The sequence below is a fragment of the Flavobacterium aciduliphilum genome (genome assembly GCF_003268855.1).
In the GTDB taxonomy this organism is placed as follows: Bacteria; Bacteroidota; Bacteroidia; order Flavobacteriales; family Flavobacteriaceae; genus Flavobacterium; species Flavobacterium aciduliphilum.
Genome location: NZ_QLSZ01000002.1, coordinates 200,671 through 224,659 on the forward strand (window position 1 = coordinate 200,671; position 23,989 = coordinate 224,659).

The following is a 23,989-nucleotide window of genomic DNA, read 5'->3' on the forward strand; positions in this document are numbered from 1 at the left end:
AACTGCAAGAGTTAGCATTGATTTTAAATATTTTTTTAGTTCTTGTATACTCAATTTAAGCATAAAAAGAAATAAGATTACTCTAAATTAATTAAAACTCCTAAACCTTAAAAATGCAATTATCAGATTCCACCAGACATTTACTAGCCCAACATTTACATTGGATTAAAATTGGCTATGATGAAATTAAGTTAAATGAAGTTGTTAATATTATTAGTAGAGAGAATTTATTTAGTGCTACTAGATTAAATCAATTAGAAGAAAAAATTGGGACACCAGAAAATATTAATTTTGAGTTAGAAGAGTTAGAAAAGTTAACTTGCTTCTATCCATGCTTAATAAAATTTGATGGTAATCTTAATTTTTTAAAATATTGCACAAATTTAGAAGAAGTAGATTTAGCTTGTTTAGATTTAGAAGACATAAGTGATTTAGTACACTTAAAAAAATTAATCAATATAAACTTGTGTTCTAATAAAATTGACTCAATTGATGCATTAGCTACATTAGAGAACCTTGAGGACATTGATTTAACATATTGTAAGCCTGTTTCATTAAAACCTCTCCTAAACCACAAAAGAATTAAAAACATTACACTTGAGGAGATTGAAGATGAAGCAGATATTCTTGAAATAATTTCAAATCAAGAAGAATGTTCAGCAGAATACATTATAAAAAATAGTACAGATTTACATGGGCTCACATTTCCAAAGTACTGGGTTTTTATAAAGTTAAAAAAGGAAACCCTCACAATAAATATGATTTCTCTAATGACTGATAAATTAAGTAGCTTCTGTCAAATAGCTCCTGAGTTAATTAATGACAGAAGTTTTTATGATGCCTATAGGAGTTTATTAAATGTTGAAATTGACAAAAGGGTTTCAGCAATTTTAAAATCCAACTATGAAGTACTTGAAGTAGTTAAATACCATACAGAAGAAGAAATAGAATTTGAACTTCAAATGAAAATTAAGAAACTTAATTAAAAATCAAATCCTTAAAAAACTTTACCCTATTATGGTAGTAATTTTATAAAAAAGGCATACTTTTAGGCATACCCTAAAAAACAAAGCTAATAAGAAGATGATTTATAAGCTAGTAAGACAAAAGATGAGAACCCCTCATCGCCCACAAAAAACTTCAACAGAAATGTTGAAGTTTTTTTTATGATTTTTCTACGATAATTCTTAAAAAATATTTTACAAACAACATGAAATCATAATAAATGTGATTTTGTGATCAAAAATTCTTAGTTATATTTCAAATACTGATGAAAAGAAGAGTTAATTTTGTGAATATTCTTTTTTAAATAATTCATTTGTATGAAAAAAATTAACCTCCCTTTTCTTTTGTCTATCTTGTTCTTAGGACTGTTTGTTATTTCTTGTAGCCATGCACAAAGTGCTACAGAATTACCTACTCCTTCACCAACTCCCACGTCCTTTGCAAAAGGAGCAGATATAGGGTGGCTTTCCCAAATGGAAGCAACGGGCTATTATTTTTATGATACCGATGGAACTCAAAAAACGTGTTTGCAATTGCTCAAAGACAGAGGAATCAATACTATTCGACTTCGTGTATGGGTCAATCCATCATCCGATAAAATTAATGGACACTGTAGTAAAGCAGAGACGGTAGCTATGGCCGTTCGAGCTAAGAATATGGGGATGCGCATCATGATTGATTTTCATTATTCTGATTCATGGGCAGATCCAAGCAAACAAAATAAACCCGCTGCATGGGCAAATGATTCTTTTAGTCAATTGTTAAACGATGTGTATAATCATACCTATGATGTATTGAACGATTTGAAAACAGCTGGAGTTACTCCTGAATGGGTTCAAATTGGAAATGAAATTCCTGGGGGTATGTTGTGGCCAGAAGGAAACTCGACTAATTTTAGCCAATTAGCACAATTACTTAATAAAGGGTATGATGCAACAAAAGCAATAAATTCAGCAATTAAAGTAGTCATTCATTTAGACGAAGGAAACAACAATTCAAAATTCAGATGGTTCTTTGATCTAGCAACCTCAAATCAAGTAAAATATGATGTTATAGGAATGTCTTATTATCCGTATTGGCTCAATAGCAATTACACAGCAACCATAAATAACCTTGCAACCAATTTGAATGATATGGTGTCTCGTTATGGAAAAGAAGTTATGGTGGTCGAAGTAGGAGGGGACTTTACACAAGTGCAAAATACGCACGATATGCTTGCTGCGGTGCTCAATGCAGTAAAAAATGTTCCAAACAACAAAGGTCTTGGAGTAATCTATTGGGAACCCGAAGGTGAAAAATCATGGAGTGGCTATCAGTTAAATTGCTGGCAATCTAATGGAAAACCATCGTTAGCTTTAGATGCGTTTAAGGAGAATTGATTAACTTTCTTTAGGGGAAGGAAAGTTTTGGCAATTAACTTCTGATGCTTTAATAATTGTTTTTGTTTTTATCCGTGAACGGTTTCTTTTTTTCCATAGTTAGAGATAAGTTCTCCTTCAAATTCGAGCCATTCGTTCCAACGTTTTTCCACATCTACTTTCTCTGAAAACTTGCGAGCAAAATTTAAAAATGTGGTGTAATGATGGGCTTCGCTAATCATTAATTCTCTATAAAACGCAGCCAATTCTTTGTCTTGAATATTTTCGGACAAAACTTTAAAGCGCTCACAACTTCGGGCTTCAATCATGGCTGCAAATAATAATCGTTCAATCAAAGCATCATTTCTAGTGCCACCTTTTTTACTAAACTTTACCAATTGATTGACATAATCGTCTTTAACTTCGCGACCAAATTCGTAACCTCGCGCTTTGATAATATCGTGTACCATTTGAAAATGTTGCATTTCTTCGATGGCAATTTTGGCCATTTCGGTAACCAGTTCTTCATTTTCAGAATTATTCGTAATGATATACAAAGCGTTGGATGCCGCTTTTTGTTCGCACCAACAATGATCGGTTAGAATTTCTTCTAAATTCGATTCGGCGATGTTGGCCCAACGTGGGTCGGTTTTCAATTTTAGTCCTAACATTTTGATAGAAATTTAATTTGTTGTAAAATTAAATCTTTTCTTTGTAATAGTATTTGATCGTATGCAAAATTCTAAACATTTATTAGTCATTGGCTTTGTTTGGCCCGAACCCAAATCGTCTGCAGCAGGAAATCGGATGATGCAATTGATGGCATTATTTCAAGCCAATGGATACCACATTACTTTTGCGAGTTCGGCTCAAAATTTTGAATTTTCGGAAGATCTATCTCGATTAGGAATTGACACTCAAACCATCGAATTGAATTCGACAACTTTTGATGATTTTGTAAGAGAATTGAAACCTGATGTAGTTTTGTTTGATCGCTTTATGGTTGAAGAACAATTTGGGTGGCGTGTTTCGGATAATTGTCCGAATGCACTAAAAATATTGGATACAGAGGATTTGCATTGTTTGCGATTGGCTCGACAATTGGCTGTAAAAGAGCATCGAAAATTTACTTCAGATGATTTATACTCAGATATGGCTAAACGTGAAATCGCCAGTATTTTGCGCTGTGATCTATCGCTGATGGTTTCTGAATATGAAATGGAAGTATTGCAACAACAGTTTAAAGTTTCAAAAGAGTTGTTGTATTACCTACCCATTTTTGTCGAACGTTTAAATGAAATTCCAACTTGTGCCGAACGTCATGATTTTGTGTTCATTGGAAACTTTTTGCATGAACCGAATTGGGATTGCGCGAAATACTTATCAGAAAGTATTTGGCCCTTATTACATAAAAAATTACCCGAAGCTAAACTCTTGATTTATGGGGCTTATCCTACACAGAAAGTTTTGGAATTGCACAAGCCCAAACAGCATTTCTACATTATGGGAAGAGCTGAAGATGCTATGGATGTGATAAAAAAAGCCAGAGTAGTTTTAGCTCCGATACGTTTTGGAGCTGGTATCAAAGGAAAATTATTGGAAGCGATGCAATGTGGTACGCCAAGTGTCACTTCATCCGTTGGTGCGGAATCGATGGCTGGAACTTTGGATTGGAATGGTTTTGTAAAAGATAATCTGAATGAATTTGTTGAAGCCGCAGTAGAACTTTATGAAAATGAAAAATTATGGCAACAGTGTCAGGAAAAGGGTTTTGAAATTTTAGACAAACGTTATAAAAAATCACTTTTTGAAAAGAATTTTATTGATGAAATTGATTCTACTTTGGCAAATTTGAAAGAGCATCGAAATGCCAATTTTATAGGTGCTATTTTGCAACATCATATGGTTTCTAGTACGAAATTTATGAGTAAGTGGATTGAGGAAAAGAATAAGAAATAAACTTTTACACAGCTTTTACAGGTTATATGATTCTGAAAACTTCTTTTGAAAATCTGATTTTACTCAAGACGATTACTATCTAGCCCTGATTGTAGCAAGCTACCAAGTAGCGCGAAAAGCAGGAATACAGAAACCAAGAATGCCCGAAACTTTCGCTTCAAAGCATAAAAAATCCCGAACCTTTCGAACGGGATTTATCATTATTTAGATTTTAGATTACGCCAACATAGTTACTGGGTTTTCTAAATAGGTACGTAACGTTTGTAAGAATTGAGCGCCTGTTGCACCGTCAACCGTTCTGTGATCGCAGGCAAGCGTAACTTTCATGGTGTTTCCTACTACAATTTGACCATTTCTCACCACAGGTTTTTCTACAATAGCTCCTACTGAAAGAATGGCTGAATTCGGTTGGTTGATGATCGAGGTGAATTCAGTGATGCCAAACATTCCTAAATTAGATACCGTAAACGTACTTCCTTCCATTTCGGCAGGTTGTAACTTTTTGTTTTTAGCGCGTCCGGCAACATCTTTTACATTATTTCCAATTTGAGACAAACTCATTTGATCGGCAAATTTCAATACAGGAACCACTAAACCGTCTTCTACCGCAACTGCCACACCAATATTTACGTGATGGTGAATAGTGATGGCGTCATCAGCCCATTGCGAATTTACTTTTGGATGTTTTTTCAACGCCATTGCACATGCTTTGATGACCATGTCGTTGAACGACACCTTAGTATCTGGAACGGTATTGATGGTAGCACGAGATTTCATGGCTTCGTCCATCGCTACTTCGATAGTCAAATAGAAATGAGGTGCAGTGAAAATAGATTCCGAAAGTCGTTTTGCGATTACTTTACGCATGGTCGAATTTGGAATTTTCTCTGAATAGGTCTCTCCGGCAGGAACAAAAGGTTTTACTGCTGGAGCCGATTGTACCTCAGTTTGAGAAGCAATTGGTGCTGCAACTGCTGGAGCCGAAGCTGTGAAGTTTTCGACATCACTTTTTACAATTCTACCGTTTTCACCCGAACCTTTTACTTGAGACAGGTTTATGCCTTTTTCTTTAGCGATTTGTTTGGCTAAGGGCGAAGCAAATATTCTAGAATTATCTGAAGTTGTTGTTTCTTGAACTGGTTGGGTCGCTTCAACTGGAGCAGCTGTTTCGGTTTTAGCAGCTACTGGAGCCTCACCGCCCTTTGAATAGTTTTCTGCTATTCCAGATACATCCGTTCCTGCTGGTCCGATGATGGCTAAAACGCTATCTACTGGAGCTGATCCACCTTCTTCAATACCGATATATAATAATGTTCCAGCGTTGAACGATTCAAATTCCATGGTGGCTTTATCCGTTTCGATTTCAGCAAGCATATCTCCTTCTTTAACCGAATCGCCTACTTTTTTCAACCAAGTGGCTACGGTTCCAGTAGTCATGGTATCACTTAAACGTGGCATGGTGATTACTTTTACACCTGCAGGAATTGCTACCGTTGCTTGAGGAGCAGAAGTTGCTGGAGTTTCAACAGCAGGAGTAGCTTCAACTTTTGGAGCTGGAGTTCCACCTGATAATAATGCAGAAATATCTTCTCCTTCTTTTCCAATGATGGCTAATAAGGAATCTACTGGAGCGGTTTGCCCTGCTTCAATTCCGATATGCAACAACACACCTGAATTGAACGATTCAAATTCCATAGTAGCTTTATCTGTTTCGATTTCTGCTAAAATATCACCTTCTTTTATTGTATCACCTACTTTCTTAAGCCAAGTTGCAACAGTTCCTTCTGTCATAGTATCGCTTAAACGAGGCATTGTTATTATTGTTGCCATAATTATAATCTATGAGGAATGAAAGGATAATTTTCTTGTTCGTATACTACATCATACAATTGTTGCGCTTCTGGGAATGGAGATTCTTCAGCAAACTTTTCGCATTTGTCTACTAAGTTTTTCACGCGTTCGTCCATAGCTTCAATTTCAGCTTCTGTGGCGTATCCCTTTTCACGGATGATGTCAAGAACTTGAGTTATTGGATCTATTTTTTTGTATTCTTCAACCTCTTCTTTTGTTCTGTATAACTGCGCATCCGACATTGAGTGCCCTCTGTATCGATACGTTTTCATTTCCAAAAAAGTAGGACCGTCACCACGACGTGCTCTATCGATGGCTTCTTGCATAGCCTCGGCAACTTTTACCGGATTCATTCCGTCTACGGGTCCGCAAGGCATTTCGTACCCTAAACCAAGTTTCCAAATATCAGTATGATTGGCAGTTCGTTCTACAGAAGTTCCCATTGCGTATCCGTTGTTTTCACAGATAAAAACTACAGGAAGTTTCCAATTCATAGCCATGTTAAAAGCTTCGTGAAGAGAACCTTGACGTGCTGCACCATCACCAAAATAAGTTAAGGTAACACCACCAGTTTCAAAATATTTATCTGCAAAGGCCATTCCCGCACCTACTGGAATTTGAGCACCCACGATTCCGTGACCGCCATAAAACCCATGTTCTTTAGAAAAGATGTGCATGGAACCTCCCATACCTTTGGATGTTCCAGTTACTTTACCATACAATTCGGCCATAACTTTTCTAGGATCAACTCCCATGGCAATTGGCTGAACGTGATTGCGATAGGCTGTAATCATTTTGTCTTTTGATAAATCCATGGCGTGAATTGCCCCAGCGAGAACAGCTTCTTGACCGTTATATAAGTGTAAAAATCCTCTCACTTTTTGTTGAATGTATACAGCGGCTAATTTGTCTTCAAATTTTCTCCAAAACTGCATTTCTTCATACCATTGAAGATAGGTTTCTTTAGTAATTGGTTTCATTTTTTTAATGAATTACGTGATTAATGTATTGTAGTTGAAATGGATTCAAACTAAAATTTACGAACTGCAAAAGTAAGATATTGAGTGAATATCCAAAAATTAAAATGTATTAAATTATTATAAAATAACATGTCAAATTTTAAAAATATCAACTATAACGTTATAGCTTACAACGAAGTTTTATCAAACGAAAGGGGTAACAAATTCTTAATAGAATTAGACTTGTATATTTCGCCAGATTCTCCCATAAAATAAATTTCAATAGGAATATCTTGTTTAAATTCGTATTCAGCAATTGATTGTCTGCAAGCGCCACAGGGTGGGATAGGCGCTAATGTTGGGTTGTGGTCTGATGCTGCTGTGATGGCTAGTTTTACGATTTTGGAATCAGGATATACCGCTCCTGCTTGAAAAATAGCTACACGCTCTGCACATAATCCGGAGGGATAGGCTGCGTTTTCTTGGTTGTTTCCAACTACAATTTTTCCATTATCCAACAATATGGCTGCCCCAACTCGAAAAAGGGAATAGGGAGCATAGGCTTTTTTTCGTGTTTCAATAGCTAAATGCATTAATGATTGAATGTCTTCTGGCAAATCGTGAATTCCGTTAAAAACCGAAAATGTAGTGTTAATGTTAAGTTCTTTCATTTGTTTATAGAGGAAAAAAAATCCAAATTTCAAAAACTGAAATTTGGATTTGTATTAATTGTTTATCATTTTATAAATCATCATATTTATCACCAAAGTTGAAGGTCAGTGAAAAACGCAACGTGTTTTCTAATGGGTTTTTAACTTTAGAGGCAGAGAATAAATAAGAAACATCTATTCGAACTACATTGTATTTAAATCCTGCTCCCAAAGAGAAAAATTTTCGAGCACCTTTCATAGGGCTTTCGTGAAAGTATCCTAAGCGCATGGCAAAAGCATCTTGATAGGAATATTCAGTACCTACAGAATATGTAAATTCTTTAAGTTCTTCTGAAAATCCTCCAGGAGCATCACTAAACGATTTTAACATTCCTGAAAACCAATTGATTCTTTTATAGTCAGCATAGGCATCTGAAACATCTAAATTATCGATAACACCATCTCCATTATAATCGGTTTTGTTATTAGCATCCAATTGTGGGGTTGGCACCATTAGTTTGGTCAATTCTAAGTTTAAGGCTACCTTACTATATTCGTCTAAAATAAAATCAAACCCACCACCTATACGCATGTTCGCGGGTAAGAAATTAGAAGAGATATCATTTTTAGTATTGTCGTAGCTAATTTTAGGTCCCATGTTTTGGAAATTAAATCCGAAACGATATCTTCCGTTGAAATCATTAAAAGCAATTTCTTCAGATTGATAAAATCCAGCGACATCAATAGCAAATGAAGTTCCTGGCGTTGCATCGTTGGATTGATCTTGAATTTTTAAATTGGATCGAATGTATCTTCCACCAACAGCCATACTAAAGTGATCACTCAATTTTAAAGAATAGGAACCATCAAAAGCTAATTCATTTGGTTTTACATTATAACCTGGATCGTCATAATCTTTTTTCAATTGAATTTCACCTAAACTAAAAAAACGCAAACTAGTAGCAAAGGCACTTCGTTCATTGATGCGGTTGTAATAGTTTACCTGACCCAAAGAAATGTCATTTACTAGTGATTGTAAATAAGGGGTATAACTTACAGCAAAACCTTGTTTGTCTGTTGCAAAAGCATATTTTGCAGGATTCCATTGTTGAGAGTAAGCATCAGCAGTAGAGGCTACACCATTGTCTCCCATACCTGCTGCTCGAGCATCGGCTGCTACGAGTAGAAAAGGAACTCCTGTTGTAATTACTCTTTCTTGTGCTTTTACGATTTGAACTGAGGTAATCAGTAAGAATAAAACAATAATCTTTTTCATTTTTAATCTCTAAAATATTTAACAAATATAGTACTTTATTATAGTATAACAAGTTTTTCGAATTTTTCTGATTTATTTCCAGACAACATTGCCTTGACTGTGAGTTTGTATATGTAAACTCCTTTTCCAATTTTGTCTCCAAAATCATCCCTACCGTCCCAAGTAATATCTCTCGATAAAAAGCCTTCTGTGGTTATGGTTTGATTGATTGTTTTTACAATTTTTCCAGTAATGGTCATGATTTGAACTTGCACTTCTAATGGTTCGTATGGTTTGTTATGATTAAACCAAAATTGGGTATAATTAACAAATGGGTTGGGGTAATTTAAAACATTTGTCAGTGTGATGTTTTCATTGTCAGCAACTACAAATTGAAGTTCGCCCATCACAAAATTATTGTATACATCCCAAGCTTTAAAAGTCAAGGTATGTAATCCTTTTGAAAGATTTCTAAACGGGAAACGTATTTTTCCTTTGGTATAGTTGTTTAACTCTGTTTCGTAATAATCGTTTAGTATGTATGGTTTTGTTTCATCACCATCCAAAAGGGCTACTATGTCATGTCCGATTCCACTGGCTGTATTGATGCCGTGTTCGTCTTCTAAAAAGGCAAGGAAAAAAGGAGATTCATTAGTGATTCCGCCATTAACAAAGGTTTCATCATTCATGTAGATTCTTATTTTTGGTGGTGTAGTGTCTGCTGTCGCATTTAAGTTAATTCCTCCTACTTTTATGTCTAAATTGTATCCTGTTTTGTCTAAATTAACCGTGTTTCTTTTGGTATAAAAGCTCACACGACCATTACCTACGGGGATTTTTATGTCTTTAGGAACAATAAAACCCATTTCAAAGGTTCCATTTTGTACAGAAGCATTTCCTCTAAAAATGGTCTCACCAAGATTTGTAAAAGTAATTGGGGGACTATAGCCATCATTATTTAATGTAGTTCGGTCGTAATTTTTATCAAAAACACTTACAGCAATATCTCCATTGTAGGAGCTTAATAGATTGTTGTTTTCATCATGTACTTCTCCTGAAAGTTTGACGTAACTCAAAGCTTTTAAATCATCTACAGGTTGCGTAATAGGAACATCATTTATTTTTGTCAATACCACTTTTGGTCTCGGGAATGCTAAAAATAAAGCAGGATCACCTAGATACGAAGTTACTCTGATAGCAGACATATCAGTGCTTGCGCCTTTTGTAAGTCGCAACGCTTCGGCAATTGATACTTGTGGACTTGAATTAAATTCGAAAAGATTTTGAGTAAGAATGGTATTAAAAAGGAAAGCGTAGCTAATTTCTCTAGTGGTAGTAACCATTGAAATAGCTCCACCAACAGGGTTCCAATATGTATATTCTCCAGCGGTTGGTCTATAAGGATTGTCAAATCTAGAAAATTGACAAGTGATTGTTATAAAAAGCGGGTATTTGTACTGATTTCTGAAATTGTATCCATCCATTTTATCCCAGATTCGTTCACTAGTAAGGCCATCTTCACCGCCATGACCTAGATAATTAAAAACTAAGGCTCCTTTTTCGAAAGCATTAGTCAAGTCCTCTTTTGCTTTTGGGTAACGTGATCCTCCTGCTGTAGTTTCTTGTTGGTAGGAGTCAAGGAGAATTTTTTTAAAATTAAACGTAGGCTTATTGGAGTAAATTATATCGGTCAAACTATTTTGTGTATCTTGTAAAACATAATCGCCAGATTTGTCTGCGTCATCGGAAATAGTCACATAGTTATTTCTCCAATTTCCATATGATTTGATGTCGTAATACTCAAAAACCTTATTGATCATTTCTTCTGCTTGTTGTGTGCTGGAAATCAGCATTCTTCCTACTGCAATATCGGGTTCTCCATAAAAAGTGTCTAAATTTCCTTCATTCGCATCCATCATTACAAAATAATCATCAGATGAAAAAGAAGAAGATGTTTCTGTATAACTATTCACACAATGATAAATAGGAACAATGTTGGTGTTGTTTGGAATTCTGTTTTTGAAATCGAAAGAAGCATCTCCAAAAAGATTAACATATTTTACGCGTGTGCCTGTGCTAGAAGCATTTTCGTATATATATTTGATGAAATTCCGAATAGCACCAATATCTTGTTTTCCACCACCAAATTCCTGATAAATCTCGTCAAGATTGACTACTCGTACCACCAAATTAGAATTTTTTCTGTGAAAATTAGCTAGTTTTTCTGCTTGTGAATTTAAAAATCTGGGAGTAATAATTAAGTAATCAATATCTTCAAATGTCCCCGCATTATTTAAAAAAATAGTTCCTTTTAGGTTGATGTTACTCACAGATGTGTTGGTCTCTTTCAAGGGAGTGTAATAATCTGACTCGTCAATAGCGATATATTTCTTTTCAATACCTAAATTTGATTTGAAAGAAAAAGAGGTCTGTCCAGAATTCGTTAAGACACTTGGGTTGTAAATATCTGTGATATCCCAAATCTGAGAAATATTTGTTGCATTCGAAAATTGATAAGCGATTATGCCGCTTTGAGACACAGCATCGTTGTAAGTGAATCTAAATTGTTTGCCAAAGCCGTTCAGTTTGCTTTTAGCAGTAAGATTAATATAGTCTAAATATCCTTTAGCGGTAGGAACTCCGTTATTATTATAACTAAGTTTTATACTAATGTTTGGCGAAGCTGTGATGGTTGTATTTGTTGGTAAAGAGGCATGAGCAGCCACATTACCTGAGTTTAAAGCTACGTTTGATACTAATAAAGTGCCTAAATTTTGGTTGTTTGCACTTACAGAAAAATAGGTGTCAACAATAGCATTTCCGCCTACATGAACTGCAATTTTTACAGGAACTGTCGTGTCTATATTAGGAAAATTAAAATCAAAAGTTTGTTCATTGTCAATATTAAAACTTTCGCCAAACCAAGTTCTTCCAAGTCTACCAATATTGGTTAAGTCAACTTCATGAAATTGATAATCATCAAAAGTAGAAGATGTTATCGTTGGGATTCCAGTAGGTTCTGTCAATGTGGTAATTCTTTTTCCGTAATTGCCTTCTACATTTACATAATAATAAGAATTGTCGGAATACAAGTTTAAATTGGTGTTGTTTTCTTGGCTCCAATTATCAACTCCTTCACCGTAAAATAAAATATAATCAGAGTCGTCAAAAGAACCATCATTCTCACCAATTACTTGAATAGCATTTTCTTCGATATCATAAGGGTAGGCAACATTATTAAGCAATGGAATCATACGGCCTCCATTACCATAAATTTTTATTTTTCTAGGATCTAAACCATCTGTGCTAATACCAATTTGATTTAAAAAGCTTTTTGTAATTTTATAAATTCCAGATTTTTGAATATAAAATCTTTTCCAAGTTCCACTAGCTAAAACCGAGTTGGTAATGCTTGATGAGGTTTTGTACGTAATGCTATTTCCATTAGTGTATTTATAGGAATAGGAAAGTGACAGTATTTTTTTGTAACCGTCTCCGTCTTTTAATAGTGGTGAAAAACGAAGCAAAGCCATCTTTTTATCTCGAGATATGATGTTTTTGAATTCTATTTGCGGTGAGTTAGGAATGTTTTCGGTATTTAAATCTCCAAGATACTCTTTTGAAATGTTTTCGTATTGGATATTGGTTATTACGATTGATTTTTCATCTACAAGAGCGCTGGTGTTTATTTTTTTTACAAAAGAAAGTTTACGGAGTTCAATATCATAATTAAAGGCTTCTTTTTGAAATTGTGGTATAACTACATTGAAATCACTAAAGGGAATGTTTTTTTTGTCACTCCAATTTAGAGTAATTGAACCTGTTTCTTGCGCCTTAGCAAAAAAACTGATAAATAAAACACAATACGTATAAATTTTTTTCATCGTCTAATAAACGAAATAATGTTGAAAAAATTATTTAGGATGTAAAAATAAAATTAATAATCAGCTTACACAATATTAAAACTAAAATAGCGTTATTCATTCAACTGAATAAAAAAAATATTAATATTTAAAAAAGGTGTTGCAATATCAAGGTTAATTCTTATATTGCGCCTCGAAAATTTATTACCTACTAAAAGTATGAAAGTTAACAAATTTATGGCAATCAGATTGTTACTAGTTCTTGCATTGATGGCAAGCATCTCGAGTTGTAGTAAAAAGTCCAGTTCAAACAGCGGGTCTAGAGCTACAGGTTGGAAAATCAACGACAAAAAAGGAGGGTTCCAATATGCTTCAAAGTTTAAAAAACAAGAAACTGGACCTGGTTTAGTTTTGGTAGAAGGAGGAACTTTTACAATGGGTAAAGTGCAAGATGATCCTATGCATGATTGGAATAATACGCCAAACCAACAACACGTTCAATCGTTTTACATGGATGAAACAGAAGTGACTAATTTAATGTATATGGAATACTTAGATTGGTTGAAAAGAGTTTTTCCACCTGAAGAAGATAATTATAAGAATATCTATGAAGGAGCTTCTCCTGATACCTTAGTATGGCGTAACAGATTAGGGTATAACGAAACGATGACTAATAATTATTTGAGACATCCAGCCTATGCTGAATATCCAGTAGTTGGAGTTAATTGGATTCAAGCCACAGAATTTTCTAAATGGAGAACGGATCGTGTGAATGAATCTGTGCTCGAAAAAGCAGGGTACTTGAAAAAAGATGCCAAAGTTACGGATGTAAAAGGTGAAGCGACTTTTAGTACGGATACCTATTTAGCTGCACCAACAAAAACTTTTGGTGGTGATGATAAAATTGTATTGAAAGGGCCTAGAAATTCTAAAGCAGCTGGAAAAGGCGGTACAAAAGGAGCGAATGGGACGATTACTGAACCAAAAGGTATTTATGCTCAAAGATCTTCGGGGTTAGTTTTGCCAGAATATAGATTGCCTACAGAAGCGGAGTGGGAATATGCTGCTGCTGCTGATGTTGGTCAAAGAGAATATAATGTGTATAAAGGTCAGAAAAAATACCCTTGGTCTGGAAGTTACACGCGTTCAGGTAAGAGACAAATCAAAGGAGATCAGTTAGCTAATTTCAAACAAGGTAAAGGAGATTACGGTGGAATTGCAGGTTGGTCTGATGATGGTGCAGATATTACAAATAAAGTAAAATCATATCCTCCAAACGATTTCGGATTGTATGATATGGCAGGAAATGTTGCAGAATGGGTTGCCGATGTATACAGACCAATTGTAGATGATGAAGCTAGTGATTTCAATTACTACAGAGGAAACGTTTACATGAAAAACAAAATTGGTGAAGATGGAAAGGTTGAGTTGGTTACTGGTGAGTCACAGAAATTTGATACAATGCCAAACGGAAAAGTAATGGCTAGAAACTTCCCAGGTCAGATTGCTCAAGTTCCAGTTGATGAAAAAGAAACGTATTTAAGACAAAACTTTGATAAGAGTGATGAAAGAAATTACAGAGATGGTGATAAACAATCTACTAGATACTATAAATTTGGTGATGACAGTGAGGAAGGTAGCAAATTAAAACCAGAACAAAGAATGTATGATTCGCCTATTCATAATGTGTCAACGGATAGTATAGGTAACATGATTCGTAAATATGACAAATCTAGTAAAAGAACAACTTTGGTAAATGATGATGTTAGAGTTTATAAAGGGGGTTCATGGAGAGATAGAGCCTATTGGTTAGATCCTGCGCAAAGAAGGTATTTTCCACAAGATATGGCAACAGACTATATTGGATTTAGATGTGCCATGTCGAGAGTTGGTCCTAAATCGGATTCAAAAAAATCAGCAAGAAATAAGAGAAGATAATTTTTAAATAAATCATAAAAGCCCTAATTTAGGGCTTTTATTTTTTAAACTAATTTTAATGATATTACAAAAAATACATACTTTATTCATTCAATCAACTGGGGTTGTAATCGATACAAGAAAAATTCAACCAGGATCTTTTTTTGTGGCACTCAAAGGCGAACGATTTGATGCTAATACTTTTTCTCATGAGGCTTTGGCACTAGGCGCTTCATGTGTAATTATTGACAATAAAGAATATTATGTTGATGAAAGAACTATTCTTGTAGAGGATAGTCTGAAATTATTACAAGAATTAGCAAGTTTTCATAGAGAATTTTTAAATATTCCAATCCTTGCATTAACTGGAAGTAATGGAAAAACGACTACAAAAGAATTAATTCATGCTGTACTATCAAAAAAGTTTAATACAAAAGCCACCTTTGGAAATTTGAATAATCATATAGGGGTGCCTCTGACATTGCTTTCCTTTACAAATCAAACACAAATAGGAGTTGTAGAAATGGGGGCGAATCATCAGAAAGAAATTGAATTTTTGTGTCAGATTGCAAGACCAGATTATGGCTACATTACTAATTTTGGAAAAGCACACTTAGAAGGATTTGGAGGAGTAGAAGGTGTTATCAAAGGGAAAAGTGAAATGTATTTATATTTGTTTGAGAATCATAAAACGGTATTTGTAAATGCTGATGATATCCTACAATATGATAAAACAGTCAATAGTAAAAGAGTTACTTTTAGTTGTCACAATAAGGAATGTGATGTGTTTTTCTCTAAAATCGAGGCCAATCCTTTTGTTAGCATTCAGTTTAATGATGTTTACATTCAATCTCATTTGATAGGTCTGTATAATGCTACCAATAGTTGTGCTGCAATTACTATAGGAAGTTATTTTGGAGTTTCTAAGCATGATATAAAACAAGCAATTGAATCATATATCCCCGAAAATAACAGATCACAAATTGTGAAAAAAGGCACTAATGAAATTATTTTGGACGCATACAATGCTAATCCTACAAGCATGAAAGCAGCTTTGGAAAATTTTTTGCAACTTGATAAGCCCCATAAAATGATTATCGTGGGTGATATGTTCGAATTGGGAACTGCGAGCCTTGAAGAACATCGTATTATTGTGGATTTTTTAAAAGAGGAGTCTTGTATTACTTGTTGTTTCGTTGGATCAGATTTTTTTTCTAACAAGATAGAAAAAGAAAACTTCTATTTCTTTAAAGATTTTGACACGCTCTCAATATTTTTGTCTGGAAATCATCTTGAAAATAGGAGTATTCTGATTAAGGGATCTCGTGGAATGGCCTTAGAGCGAACTTTAGAGCTTATTTAATTTGGAGTAAAGATAACTCCAGAACAATGATCTTTGGATGCTCCTGTTACGCTTTTGAGCACATTAATTTCATTTCTTAATTTTAATACACCCAATAAACCAAAGATTAGTGCTTCTTTAAATTCTAAAGTTTTTGAGTCAGGAATAATAACGTCTTGTTTTGGGAGGTGTTTTTTGATGGTTTCTATTAGAAAATTATTGTAGGCTCCTCCGCCAGTAATTAGTATTCTGCCTGATTTTTCTTTGAGAGTTTGCCCGATTTGTATGGCAATATGTTCTGTGAAGGTTCTTAATTTGTCTTCAATGGGAATCGAATAACCTTCAATTAAAGGGAGAAATAAGTCTCTTACAGATTCAAATCCAAGGGATTTTGGATGATTAGCTTTGTAAAAAGGAATTTCATTTAAAGCGTTCAAAGCCTCTAAATGTATTCTTCCAGTTCTTGCTATAGCGCCACCTGCATCGTATGGAAATCCCATAGCTTCAGCATAATGATTTAAAATGGTGTTTACGGGACAAATGTCGAAAGCAATTCGTTCATGGTTTTCTTCGAATGAGATGTTTGAAAAACCACCTAGATTTAAACAAAAATCAAAATCAGAAAATAGTAATCGGTCTCCAATCGGAACTAAAGGAGCTCCTTGTCCTTTCAGTAAAATATCTTGAACCCTAAAATCGCAAACCACTTTTTGTTTTGTGATTGAGGCTATTTTTTTAAGATTTCCAATTTGTAAAGTGATTCCTTTTTCGGGTTGATGTAAAATAGTATGACCATGCGAACTAATAGCGTCCAGTTGAGTGATAGTATATTTTTTTATAAAAGTAGTGATCTCTTGTCCTAAATAATCGGTGTAATTTTCGTTTAGTTCTTCAAGTGCAGTATCTGAATATCTAGTTGCTGTTTTTAGGATGTTTATCCAATCTTCAGAATAGGGTAACGTTTCTGCCTCCAATATGGTATAATCCCATTTATTTTGCTCAATGGAAAAAATAACATGCGCGAAATCAATGCCATCAAGGGAAGTGCCGCTCATGACCCCCAGAATATTATAGGATTTTTTCTCCATAACTAAAAATACGAAAACGTTTGAGATGTTAACAAAAAATGTTATTTTTGAAACTTAATTATTTTACTAATAAAACGATACAAAAATATGGATTTTAATCTTACAGAAGAGCATTTAATGATTCAACAAGCGGCAAGAGATTTTGCTCAAAATGAATTATTGCCCGGAGTTATTGAAAGAGATGAACATTCTAAATTCCCAACCGAGCAAGTGAAAATGATGGGGGAACTTGGTTTTATGGGGATGATGGTCGACCCAAAGTATGGTGGCGCTGGATTGGATAGCGTTTCTTATGTTTTAGCGATGACCGAAATTGCAAAAGTAGATGCTTCTGCAGCAGTAATCATGTCAGTAAACAATTCGTTAGTGTGTGCTGGAATGGAAAAATATTGTAATGAAGAACAAAAAATGAAATATTTAGTTCCACTAGCAAAAGGAGAAGTGATTGGCGCTTTTTGTTTGAGTGAACCAGAAGCGGGAAGTGATGCGACTTCACAAAAAACGACAGCTATTGATAAAGGAGATTACTATTTGTTGAACGGGACAAAAAACTGGATTACCAATGGATCTACTGCGTCTACTTATTTAGTGATTGCTCAAACAGATATTGAAAAAGGACATAAGGGAATTAATGCTTTTATTGTTGAAAAAGGTTGGGAAGGATTTGAAATTGGTCCTAAAGAGAAAAAAATGGGAATTCGCGGAAGTGATACACACTCGTTGATGTTTACTGATGTGAAAGTTCCAAAAGAAAATAGAATTGGAGCAGACGGATTTGGTTTTTCATTTGCCATGAATGTCTTAAATGGTGGAAGAATTGGAATTGCTTCCCAAGCATTAGGAATTGCAACAGGAGCTTATGAATTAGCTTTGAAATATTCTAAAGAGCGAAAAGCATTTGGAAAAGAGATTTTTAATCATCAGGCGGTGGCTTTTAAACTAGCCGATATGTATGTCAAAGTAACGGCAGCTAAACTTTTAATTATGAAAGCAGCATGTGAAAAAGATGAAGGTAAAGATATTGCACATTCGGGGGCTATGGCCAAATTATATGCTTCAGAGATTGCTTTAGAAGTAGCTAGTGATGCAGTTCAAATTCACGGAGGAAATGGTTATGTTGCCGAATACCATGTGGAGCGCATGATGCGTGATTCCAAAATCACTCAAATTTATGAAGGAACTTCTGAAATTCAACGTATAGTTATTTCAAGAGGATTAGTATAAACAAACTAAAATGTTAAATTTAACCGCAAATTCGCAGATTTAAAATTTAATTTGCCAATTTGCGGTTTCTTTTTGCATCTGCTTTTATGACCATCATGAAAAATATAATTATCACTGGGACTTCGCGCGGTATTGGTTTTGATTTAGCACTGAAATTTGCTAATGAAGGACATCAAGTGCTAGCCATATCAAGAAAAACGCCTAAAGAATTATTAGAGCATCCAAATTGTGTTTGTCTTTCCATAGATATTTCTGTAGAAGATGAAATGCACGAAATTGATAAATTCATTGCTTCCACTTCAAAAAAGGTGGATGTATTAATTCATAATGCGGGTTGTTTGGTCAATAAACCTTTTGCGCAACTAACACAATCAGACTTTGAGCGAGTATACAAAGTGAATGTGTTTGGGGTAGCAAACCTCACAAAAATCTGTTTGCCCTATATGTCAAAAGGAAGTCACGTGGTTTCTATAAGTTCGATGGGAGGCATTCAAGGGAGTTCAAAATTTTCGGGCTTAGCGGCTTATAGTTCAAGTAAAGGGGCATTAATTACGCTCTCAGAGCTATTAGCTGAAGAATATAAAGATCAAGGTGTTGCTTTTAATGTCTTGGCACTTGGTGCGGTTCAGACGGAGATGTTGCAAGAAGCATTTCCTGGGTATGAAGCTCCAATTACTGCTGTTGAAATGGCTGATTATATTTTCAATTTTGCTTTGACAGGAAATAAATTTTACAACGGTAAAGTATTGCAAGTTTCAAGTTCAACGCCCTGATACATAAAAATTGAGCGACGTTCTCTTAAAATATTTGCCCGAACATGCTGTAGTTCCTTGTTTTGAATTAATCAAAGCTCATCGTGTGCACTTGAAAATTGTGAATGAAAGACAAACACGGCATGGGGATTATAGAAAAGGACTTTCAGGAAAGCACGAAATTACTGTCAATTCAAATTTAAATAAATATCGTTTTCTCATAACATTAATTCATGAAATTGCTCATTTAGTTGCTTTTGAAAAATATGGTCGTACCATAAAACCCCACGGAATAGAATGGAAGATAACATTTCAAAAATTGATGATTCCTTTCATTAGACCAGAAATATTTCCACATGCTATTCTGCCTTTGGTTGCCAATCATTTTAGGAATCCAACAGCAAGTAGTGATACCGATGCTCGGTTGGCTTTTGCTTTAAAACAATTTGATGAGAGAAAATCGGATGCCTTTTTTATACATGAAGTTCCAAACGGAGCTTTATTCAGAATAAAAAACGGTAGAATCTTTCAGAAAAAAGGACTTCGAGTAAAGCGATATGAGTGTGTAGAAGTCTCAACAAGTAAAATATTTTTATTCAATCCAAATGCGGAAGTCGAAATAGTAAAACAACCCTAGTAATTTATAAAAAACATGAAATTCAGACTTTATTTTTTGCTTTTAATCGCATCGATTTTTCTGTTTATTTTTAGCCATACAACAGCGAACACGTCTAATTTCACGATCAATCTAGAAAGCACTTTTTTTGTCATGACGTTGACACATTTTTATAGAGCATTGGCCATTTTGTTGCTTACAGTAAGTTTACTGTATATTGTCAAAGATGTCTCGAAAGTTAAAATTAAACCAATCTATGAAAGACTGCATGTTTTTGGTACTATTGTTCTTGTCATCACATTATTATACCTCAATAATGAGAATAATGTCTTGAAAACGAGGTCTAATATTAGTGATGAAAAATTAAATTTTTACAATCATGGTTTGGAATTGATATTAATATCGTTAATTCTATTTCAGTTTTTATTCCTAATGAATACCTTTGCTGTTCAAGTAAAGCAAGTATTAACAAGTTCGAAGCAATAATCTAATAATATGAATAATAATAAGTATGCTGTTATTATGGCTGGTGGAGTAGGTTCGAGATTTTGGCCTGTAAGCACAGTCGATTTTCCGAAACAGTTTCATGATATGTTAGGAGCAGGGGAGACGCTCATTCAAAAGACCTATCATCGTTTGGCTAAATATATACCTAAAGAGAATATTTTTGTACTAACCAACGAACGATATAGTAATTTGGTATTAGAACAATTACCCGCATTAAAGCAGGATCAAATAGTATTGGAACCTGCTATGAGAAATACGGCACCATGTATTTTGTATGCTGCTTTAAAGATACAGAAGATGAATCCAGATGCGCTTATGGTCGTTGCACCAAGTGATCACTGGATTGAAGACGAACAAGCCTTTGTCAATAATTTAGAACTAAGTTTTGATTTCTGTAGTAAAAACGAAGCTTTAGCAACATTGGGTATTCAGCCGACATTTCCAAATACTGGATTTGGATATATCGAGTTTGATAAAGAGGATGCTAATACGTTGAGAAAAGTAGTACAATTTAGAGAAAAACCCGATTATGATACAGCAAAACACTTTCTTGAACAAGGTAATTTTCTGTGGAATGGTGGAATTTTTATTTGGAGTGTGCGCTCTATAATACATGCTTTTGAGAAGTTTCAACCCCAAATGTTAGCTCTTTTTCAACAAGGGTATGACCTATTAAATACGTCTTTTGAAAAGAAATTTATTGATGAGAATTATTCAAAATCTGCTAATGTTTCGATAGATTATGCAATCATGGAGCACGCACAAAATGTCTTTGTTCTTCCGGCTACCTTTGATTGGAATGATCTGGGGACATGGGGTTCTTTACATGAAAAATTGGATAAAGATGTTCAAAACAATGCAGTTGTCAATGCAAAAGTTATTTTAGAAAATGCTTCTAATAATATAATTAGAGCCGATGGTAAAAAATTAATTATCGTTGACGGTCTAGACAATTTTATTATTGTAGATAAAGAGGATGTTTTAATGATATATCCTAAAGATAAAGAACAAGAAATCAAAAGAATTACAGCACAAGTAAACAAATTATAAACAAGAAGGGTTTCTAAATTTTTAGAATCCCTCTTTATTTTGCGCTTTCCTAATTTTTTTAAACAAATTGGACGAATAAACAAAATCAACAATAGCTTCGTTATCCGTTTTAAAAATCTCTTTTTTAGTTCCTTCCCAAGCTAAAATACCTTCTTTTAAAAAAACGATTTTTTCTCCAATTTCCATAACTGAGTTCATGTCGTGGGTATTAATTACTGTTGTAATGTTGTATTCTTGAGTAATTTCTTGAATCAAATAGTCAATCACAATAGCCGTTTTTGGATCTAATCCCGAATTGGGTTCGTCACAAAACAAATACTTCGGATTGTTTACAATAGCTCTAGCAATCGCCACTCGTTTCTGCATACCCCCTGAAATTTCGGATGGTTTTTTTTTGTTGGCATTAATCAAATTCACTCTGTTAATCACAACATTCACGCGATCCTGAATTTCAGAAATATTTTTATTAGAAAACATCTTTAAAGGAAATCCAATATTTTCTTCAACAGTCATGCTGTCAAATAAAGCGCTCCCCTGAAAAACCATTCCAATTTCAGTTCGAAGCGTTCGTTTATCATCATCGCTCAATTCGGAATAAATTCGTCCATCAAATGAGATGGTTCCTTGCTCTGGAGTAAAAATTCCAAGAAGTGATTTTAATAAAACGGTTTTTCCAGAACCACTCTGACCAATAATCAAATTGGTTTTACCTGTTTCAAAAGTTGTTGTAATTCCTTTTAAAACTTTGAATTCCCCAAAAGATTTTTCAATATTTGAAACGGCTATCATCAGGTTAATAGTAATTGAGTTAGTATATAATTCGCCAATATAATAACTACGCTAGTCCAAACAAATGAAATCGTGCTGGCTTTTCCTACCTCCAGTGCGCCTCCTTTCATATAATAGCCGTGAAAGGAAGGAATTGTAGCCAATAAAAGCGCAAATACAATGGTTTTTATAAACGCATATTTAATATGAAAAGGAATGAATTCGGTTTGTAGTCCCGTAATAAACTCATTACTAGAAACAAATCCTCCATAAACCCCAGCAATCCAACCTCCTAAAATTCCTAAAAACATCGCAATTCCAATTAAAAATGGATATAAAAGAGACGCTATTATTTTTGGAAAAACAAGGTAATTTAAAGAGTTCACCCCCATTACTTCTAAAGCATCAATTTGCTCGGTAACTCTCATGGTTCCAATGCTTGATGTAATAAAAGACCCCATTTTTCCTGCCATAATGATAGAAATAAAGGTTGGCGCAAATTCTAATATAATTGATTGTCTTGTCGCAAAGCCTATGAGTTGCTTAGGAATTAAGGGATTTGTCAAATTCAAAGCGGTTTGGATGGAAACAACTCCGCCCACAAAAAAAGAAATAAAAGCTACAATTCCCAAGGAGTCAATGATTAAATCATCAATTTCCTTAAAAATCAAACCTTTCATAACAGCCCATTTGGTTGGTTTTTTAAAAACCTCCTTGAGCATTAAGAAATATTTTCCTATTTGCGATAAATAGCGAACGAGCATCATAGTTTTAATATAGGGTCAAAAATAGTAAGAAGTTGTGAGTTTTAACGTATCCATTAAGGTTTTTTTGGCGTTCCTTTTAGGCCGGGCTATCCGTTTCAATCTTTTGCGTCATTTCATTTTGCAAAAGGATTTTCACTGCTATCCCTAACGCAATTTCCATTTTAATAGAAGATTACCATTAAAAACAGTTTTTCTTTCATTTTATTCCAACGGTATCTTCTTATGAATTTAGCTTGTGCTTCTGTAACTAAGAGCGTTTTTTTTGCTTTTTTTGCTTTCCAAAAACCTCTCATGTAGTCCCAAAACAACATAGGTTTCTTTTTCATCAAAGCCAATTTCATTGATGCGATTGCAGTAATCCAAAAACCATATCCAAGCCTATAAAAAGCCTCTCCTTGTTTAAATCGAGCAGCCTGATTGTACTTAGCTCCTGTAGGTTTTAAATGTTTTACGTGTAGATTTTGGTCTGTTACAATTTTCCAATTATAAAATTTACACAACAATTCATCAACAGTATCCCAACCCATCTCAGCTTTTAATCCCCCAATTTCCTTAAAAGTTTTTTTTCTATATGTTTTTAAAGCACCACGAATGTGATCTTTACCAGTTAAGTTTTCTAAAATCCAAGTTCCATTTTTTTCAATATAACAAAATCCACCAACCATGCCTATACGTTCGTCCGATTTAAAGTGGTTGATGATGGTTTCAAAATAATGACTAGGAAAAATTAAATCGGCATCCAACTTGGCAATGAGATCATAATGCTCATCTAGAGTGTCATATCCTTTTTTAAAGGCTTGAATGACTTTACTCCCTGGTAAGTGAATGGCGTCTGAGTTTTTGTTTACTAGTGAAATAAATGGATATTTTGAAATAAATGAATGCACAATAGCTTCGGTAGCATCAGTAGAATTATCATTCACCACTACAATTTTAGAAGGTAAAATAGTTTGCTCTACCAACGATTGTAGTGTTAGGGAGATGTATTTTTCTTCGTTGTATGTAGGGATGATGACGTAGTAATTCATAGTAAAATCCAATTTCTATATTCCAAATCC

The 23,989-nt window shown here is 34.4% G+C and carries 20 protein-coding genes; 10 read left to right on the forward strand and 10 right to left on the reverse strand.

All coding sequences use genetic code 11. From position 1 onward, the window contains the following. Positions 1-113 precede the first annotated feature (113 nt). A complete protein-coding gene (locus tag CLV55_RS03700; protein ID WP_112112394.1) occupies positions 114-986 on the forward strand; it encodes a hypothetical protein in 873 nt (290 codons plus the stop codon). Between the two features lie 336 nt (positions 987-1,322). Continuing rightward, positions 1,323-2,384: a glycoside hydrolase family 53 protein gene (locus CLV55_RS03705; protein WP_112112395.1), complete on the forward strand. Its 1,062-nt coding sequence runs from the start codon at positions 1,323-1,325 to the stop codon at positions 2,382-2,384. Positions 2,385-2,452: 68 nt separating this feature from the next. On the opposite strand, the gene miaE is transcribed toward CLV55_RS03705, so the two are convergent. Continuing rightward, the gene (miaE, locus tag CLV55_RS03710; RefSeq protein ID WP_112112396.1) at positions 2,453-3,034 is read right to left on the reverse strand and encodes a tRNA-(ms[2]io[6]A)-hydroxylase; all 582 of its coding nucleotides are present in this window, start codon (positions 3,032-3,034) and stop codon (positions 2,453-2,455) included. A 61-nt stretch (positions 3,035-3,095) separates the two neighbouring features. On the opposite strand from miaE, the gene CLV55_RS03715 reads away from it, so the two are divergent. Further along, the gene (locus CLV55_RS03715) at positions 3,096-4,322 is read left to right on the forward strand and encodes a glycosyltransferase family 4 protein (RefSeq protein ID WP_112112397.1); all 1,227 of its coding nucleotides are present in this window, start codon (positions 3,096-3,098) and stop codon (positions 4,320-4,322) included. Between the two features lie 216 nt (positions 4,323-4,538). On the opposite strand, the gene CLV55_RS03720 is transcribed toward CLV55_RS03715, so the two are convergent. The 5 genes from CLV55_RS03720 to porU all read right to left on the reverse strand — a co-directional run bounded on the left by CLV55_RS03720 (position 4,539) and on the right by porU (position 12,921). After that, positions 4,539-6,152 carry a pyruvate dehydrogenase complex dihydrolipoamide acetyltransferase gene (locus CLV55_RS03720; protein ID WP_112112398.1) on the reverse strand — a complete coding sequence of 538 codons (1,614 nt, stop codon included), beginning with the start codon at positions 6,150-6,152 and terminating at the stop codon, positions 4,539-4,541. A gap of 2 nt (positions 6,153-6,154) precedes the next feature. Further along, entirely contained in the window at positions 6,155-7,153 is a 999-nt protein-coding gene (gene pdhA / locus CLV55_RS03725) for a pyruvate dehydrogenase (acetyl-transferring) E1 component subunit alpha (protein WP_112112399.1), read from the reverse strand. Between the two features lie 167 nt (positions 7,154-7,320). Beyond that, the gene (gene cdd / locus CLV55_RS03730; RefSeq protein WP_112112400.1) at positions 7,321-7,803 is read right to left on the reverse strand and encodes a cytidine deaminase; all 483 of its coding nucleotides are present in this window, start codon (positions 7,801-7,803) and stop codon (positions 7,321-7,323) included. A 70-nt stretch (positions 7,804-7,873) separates the two neighbouring features. Next, the gene (gene porV, locus CLV55_RS03735; RefSeq protein WP_112112401.1) at positions 7,874-9,058 is read right to left on the reverse strand and encodes a type IX secretion system outer membrane channel protein PorV; all 1,185 of its coding nucleotides are present in this window, start codon (positions 9,056-9,058) and stop codon (positions 7,874-7,876) included. A gap of 38 nt (positions 9,059-9,096) precedes the next feature. Then, a complete protein-coding gene (gene porU, locus CLV55_RS03740; protein ID WP_112112402.1) occupies positions 9,097-12,921 on the reverse strand; it encodes a type IX secretion system sortase PorU in 3,825 nt (1,274 codons plus the stop codon). Positions 12,922-13,119: 198 nt separating this feature from the next. Here porU and gldJ point away from each other — a divergent pair, with 198 nt between their 5' ends. Continuing rightward, positions 13,120-14,838, forward strand: coding sequence for a gliding motility lipoprotein GldJ (gldJ, locus tag CLV55_RS03745; protein ID WP_112112403.1), 1,719 nt, complete (start codon positions 13,120-13,122; stop codon positions 14,836-14,838). 58 nt (positions 14,839-14,896) lie between these two features. Continuing rightward, positions 14,897-16,180 (forward strand): UDP-N-acetylmuramoyl-tripeptide--D-alanyl-D-alanine ligase, encoded by a 1,284-nt coding sequence (locus CLV55_RS03750; RefSeq protein WP_112112404.1) that lies wholly within the window; start codon positions 14,897-14,899, stop codon positions 16,178-16,180. Here the strand turns inward: CLV55_RS03750 and CLV55_RS03755 are convergent. Then, a complete protein-coding gene (locus tag CLV55_RS03755; RefSeq protein ID WP_112112405.1) occupies positions 16,177-17,247 on the reverse strand; it encodes an anhydro-N-acetylmuramic acid kinase in 1,071 nt (356 codons plus the stop codon). The two genes, CLV55_RS03750 and CLV55_RS03755, sit on opposite strands and share 4 nt — an antisense overlap. 87 nt (positions 17,248-17,334) lie before the next feature. Here CLV55_RS03755 and CLV55_RS03760 point away from each other — a divergent pair, with 87 nt between their 5' ends. The 5 genes from CLV55_RS03760 (at position 17,335) to CLV55_RS03780 (ending at position 21,396) form a co-directional block, all read left to right on the forward strand. Then, a complete protein-coding gene (locus CLV55_RS03760; protein ID WP_112112406.1) occupies positions 17,335-18,471 on the forward strand; it encodes an acyl-CoA dehydrogenase family protein in 1,137 nt (378 codons plus the stop codon). Between the two features lie 95 nt (positions 18,472-18,566). Further along, positions 18,567-19,244: an SDR family NAD(P)-dependent oxidoreductase gene (locus CLV55_RS03765; protein WP_112112484.1), complete on the forward strand. Its 678-nt coding sequence runs from the start codon at positions 18,567-18,569 to the stop codon at positions 19,242-19,244. Between the two features lie 10 nt (positions 19,245-19,254). Continuing rightward, positions 19,255-19,860, forward strand: coding sequence for a SprT-like domain-containing protein (locus CLV55_RS03770; RefSeq protein ID WP_112112407.1), 606 nt, complete (start codon positions 19,255-19,257; stop codon positions 19,858-19,860). Between the two features lie 15 nt (positions 19,861-19,875). Continuing rightward, the gene (locus CLV55_RS03775) at positions 19,876-20,325 is read left to right on the forward strand and encodes a hypothetical protein (protein WP_146739526.1); all 450 of its coding nucleotides are present in this window, start codon (positions 19,876-19,878) and stop codon (positions 20,323-20,325) included. A 9-nt stretch (positions 20,326-20,334) separates the two neighbouring features. Next, on the forward strand, positions 20,335-21,396 hold the full coding sequence (locus tag CLV55_RS03780; RefSeq protein ID WP_112112409.1) for a mannose-1-phosphate guanylyltransferase: 1,062 nt from the start codon (positions 20,335-20,337) through the stop codon (positions 21,394-21,396). Between the two features lie 21 nt (positions 21,397-21,417). On the opposite strand, the gene CLV55_RS03785 is transcribed toward CLV55_RS03780, so the two are convergent. From CLV55_RS03785 to CLV55_RS03795, 3 genes are all read right to left on the reverse strand, one after another. Continuing rightward, a complete protein-coding gene (locus CLV55_RS03785; protein ID WP_112112410.1) occupies positions 21,418-22,185 on the reverse strand; it encodes an ABC transporter ATP-binding protein in 768 nt (255 codons plus the stop codon). Next, complete coding sequence (locus CLV55_RS03790; protein ID WP_112112411.1) at positions 22,185-22,931, reverse strand: MlaE family ABC transporter permease; 747 nt, start codon at positions 22,929-22,931, stop codon at positions 22,185-22,187. Before CLV55_RS03790 ends, CLV55_RS03785 begins: the two co-directional genes overlap by 1 nt. A gap of 161 nt (positions 22,932-23,092) precedes the next feature. Beyond that, a complete protein-coding gene (locus CLV55_RS03795) occupies positions 23,093-23,959 on the reverse strand; it encodes a glycosyltransferase (RefSeq protein ID WP_112112412.1) in 867 nt (288 codons plus the stop codon). Between the last annotated feature and the right edge of the window lie 30 nt (positions 23,960-23,989).